The following is a 3,968-nucleotide window of genomic DNA, read 5'->3' on the forward strand; positions in this document are numbered from 1 at the left end:
GTATTTTTAGTGATTACTTTAATCAACTGCGTTAATGCATTGGTTTGCTCAGACAACTGTTGGCTGATTTGCTCTATGGAATGGCGGCTGCGATTTTCCCAACCGATATGATTATGCGTCAGATCTTTTTCCAGTTGTTGTGAAAGCTCAATGCTTTTATTCAGCTGTTGCTGCTGCTGACCAGACTGAATTTTCAAAGGTTGAAGCAATTGACTCAATTGTTGGTTCAGCACTCTAATTTCCATTGAAAAGTCACGAAGCTGACGCGCATCATCACCCAGCTTTGCCGCTTCAACAGTACAATTTAACGCCAGCAGGCTGGTTTCAAACACGGCGTCATCTATTTCCTGCAACATAGCAGTTAAATGACTGTTTTGCAGTTGAACTTGGTAAAGCGTTTTTTCCAGTGCCGGTAGAATATTTTGTGCTAACGGAGCGGTTTCGTTCGGTGTTGAAGATAGCGATAGACCTGAACCAATCGCACTATGAGGATAACATTCGAGCAGAAACCCCTCGGGCTTATCATTTTTGTAAAGAACCGAAATCGTTAATCGCACATCCAAAAAGTCGTTGCGTAAATCAATACTTCTAGGCAGCTGCTCGAAATCACTTAGCCACTCAATGGGGAAGGGAACGGCTTCAGCGAAATGTTGTAACGAAATACCTTTAAGTCTCTCAACATTAAGATCGGCAAACATTTTTTTGAGACTGTCTTGATACTGTTTTAGCAGTGTTTCTGCCGCTACATTGAGGTAACTTACCACCAGATTTAAATCGATAATAATCATCGGCGTGGCAGTTTGCTCGACGGCTAGCGAGGTAAGCACATACTCTGCTGCCGGAGCTTGATCTGTTTGATAAACCGTTACCGGCTCGGCTACCTGGCCAACAGGAGTCTGCATCAACTCAGCCACATACTGCAGAACATTTCTCCACGCTTGCAGTAACGTGTCATCCCATTTCTGCTCAGAAAATTCGGCAACCACGGATAACCAGTTTTCGATGAACATCTCATAATGGGATTGTTCGACACCATATTGCTGATGTCGCACTCCCAGCCCCTGAAGATAATCCTCGATCATTTCCGAGTCACGTAAATGCTGGATCAACAAAACCATCGATGCGAGTAATTTCTTATGTTGCCCTTCAATCGTGACTGATTTGAACAACGGCATTATCGCCGGGTATTCAGCAAATAATCGCTGATAAAAGCGCTCAGCTAATGCATCACTAAAACTCATTAACGCAGCAAAATTATGCTCGACCAGGGTTATATCTTGCTCATCCAGCCCTGCCAATCCACTAATAGGATGATGTTGTAGAGCATTCTCAGCCATCAGTCTGCTCTTCCCAATAGCAAATCATTTGCCAGAGACTGATAATCAGCTGGATTTGCAGACTCGTTATCGTATATCACCGTTTTTAGCACTCGCTTCGGAAAATACTGTGTCAATAAATCACCGAACTGGTAGGCAAAATCAGTACCGTCCGGCAATCTGTTTAAACATAACCATAACCTTATTGAATCAGATCTCAATTTCGCCACCCGTTGCAATACCGGTAGCATTTTTATCATACCGCGTAATGCACCATGCTCCGCAGAAACTGGTATAAGCATATCACTCGCAGCCAAAACGGCATTCGTGCCTAATAATCCTGAGATCGCAGCGCAATCAATCAGAATGATATCTGCATCTGATTGTATTGTCGAAGTAAGTAGTTGCTTCAGTTTAACACCGAGTTTTATTGATGGTGTTTGCTGTTCGAACAAATGCAGCTCGGGACCCGACGCAATTAAAGACAGTTGTTCGCTTAGAGGCAGTATTACATCACGGGCATCATCTTTAAAAGAAAGTAAAGCATCCATGCCAATTTGAGTTTCAGCTACCCCAAATTGTCGGGTGAGATCAGCCTGGGGATCCAAATCCAGCATCAGCACCCGATAACCCATTTCTGCCAGAACACACCCAGGTTTGCCGTGATGGTGGTTTTACCGACGTCATGGGTCTGATTCATCACAGCAATAATTCGTTTTGTCCCTTGCCCAAGCATGGTTTAATTCTGTCCCTGTAGCAATTGCTCAAATAAATTAGCTATATCAAGTAAATGAATCTTTTGTGAATCATCATTCACACTATTTATCAGACACTGATGTGTGGATGAGCTGGATGCCATTTCAGCAAGCTCTGAGTGGTACATTAGAATCGTCACGTCGGTAACACTAAGCCCCAGTAGTCGTTGTGAATCCAATGGATGATGTAACAAAACCAGTAATGGACAGTTAAATTGATGATGGGTGACGTCAACTTCAATCAATTTATTCATATTAACGACCGGCACAATCGCATTGCGAACATGCACAACACCAGATAACCATGAGTTCGTTCCAGGCAGTCGTAATACATTTTCCAACGCCAGAACAGTCGTAATACAATGGACCGGCAGCGCATATTGCTGATCTTCGATAACGATCAGCTGGTAAAGATCATTGTCCAAAGGCGAATTAGCAGACGATTTCATTGCTCACCGGCAATCGTAAGGGACATCAACAGCTTGCCAGGCTCGAGCAGTAAAGCAATATTTCCATCATTCAGTATTGCGACGCCCTTGACTCCATTTACATGACGATAATGCGGAAGTAAGGACTTAACAAGCAGTTGAGCCTGTTCAGCCAAACTGTCTACCTTCATTGCAAAAACATTGTTTTCAGTAGTCAGTAAAATGATAAAACCGGACTGATCATCTGTTTCCTGTAAAGGCAACTGCAGGAATTGGCGAATATCAATCAATGGTACTTGCCGGTTATCATCTGTGATAAACCACTTTTTGCCTCGATGCCAGACTAACCTGCTGCTATAAGCAGCATAGCTATCCAGCACACTTATTAATGGCAATGCTAGCGTTTGTTGATCAACATGAATGAGTTGTACATCCATTAAAGCCTGATGTACAGGTATATACAGGGTAAAACAGCATCCCCTGCCGTTGCTCGAAATCAACTCAATCCGCCCTCCCATATCGGTAATATGTTGCTTCACAACATCCAATCCGATACCTCTTCCGGAGATTGCATCTGCTGATACTGCGGTGGAAAAACCTGGTCGAAATACCCAGTCACTGAGCAGTTGTTGATCAAGCTTACTCCCCTGCAAATTGACCCCGAGCTGTTTTGCTTTGGCCAGGATCTTTTCTTCAGCTAAACCAGCTCCGTCATCACTGAATCGAATGATTAGTTGCTCATCAACTTGTTCAGCAATAATATGGATTTGACCTTTTACAGGTTTGCCGGACTGCTGGCGAAGCTCGGTGGGTTCAATTCCATGAGCGAATGTATTTCGCAAAAGATGGGTTAATGGATCTATCAACGAATTGACGATCATGCTATCCACCTCAATGGGCGCGATATCCATATTCAACTGGATTGGTTTATCGGTTTTATTCGCCAGATCAAATGCCATCCGGGGTAATCTTGCAAAAGCATCGGCCAAGGGACGCATCGAAATATGTAACAGCTGTTGTTGCAATAATTGCTGTTGATGCTTCATCGCCTGATTACGACGCGTTAAACGAATTTTATCCGTTTGATTTAACTGGTTAGTAAGTGCAAACGTCTGCTTTAACTGTGTCTGTAATGTATGCGAAACGGTTAATAATGCTTGCAGATTGGCCTCGCTCATTTTGTATCGATTTGGCTCATTGACTCTTTTGGTCTGCGCTAAAGCCAATACTTCTACCGTGAAATCACAGACATGTTTTACCCAGTCAAACTGCGAAATAATTTGTTGGTAACTCACTTCCGCGGTAAGTGTTATCTGCCAGCGCAGGTAACATTTATACAGGTCAAAATCTGCAAAATCGGGTAATTTATCAGTGAAGACGGAGACCTTTACCGGACCAAACTGGCGTAATACTTTGATAATTCGTAATGGATCATGGCCGTTTTCAAAAAACTGTGGATGTGGGGCAAA

4 protein-coding genes are annotated in these 3,968 nt (G+C 43.2%); all 4 read right to left on the bottom strand.

What is annotated here, in order from left to right:
- Nucleotides 1-1,337: globin domain-containing protein (locus tag B3182_RS11420; RefSeq protein WP_292752807.1), on the bottom strand; the 1,337-nt coding region annotated here is incomplete at its 3' end.
- Nucleotides 1,337-1,960 carry a ParA family protein gene (locus B3182_RS11425; RefSeq protein ID WP_292411633.1) on the bottom strand — a complete coding sequence of 208 codons (624 nt, stop codon included), beginning with the start codon at nt 1,958-1,960 and terminating at the stop codon, nt 1,337-1,339. The genes B3182_RS11420 and B3182_RS11425, both read right to left, overlap by 1 nt.
- Before the next feature lie 95 nt (nt 1,961-2,055).
- Nucleotides 2,056-2,520, bottom strand: a complete 465-nt coding sequence (locus B3182_RS11430) for a chemotaxis protein CheW (RefSeq protein ID WP_292356285.1) — start codon at nt 2,518-2,520, stop codon at nt 2,056-2,058.
- Nucleotides 2,517-3,968 (bottom strand): chemotaxis protein CheA (locus tag B3182_RS11435; protein WP_292752810.1); only part of this gene is annotated, 1,452 nt, incomplete at its 5' end. The genes B3182_RS11435 and B3182_RS11430, both read right to left, overlap by 4 nt.

It is taken from the genome of Methylophaga sp. UBA4204 (genome assembly GCF_002379485.1).
GTDB lineage: Bacteria > Pseudomonadota > Gammaproteobacteria > Nitrosococcales > Methylophagaceae > Methylophaga.

Excerpts from the sequence above, each read along its gene's own strand:
- B3182_RS11430 (WP_292356285.1), bottom strand. The coding sequence starts at position 2,520 with ATGAAATCGTCTGCTAATTCGCCTTTGGACAATGATCTTTACCAGCTG.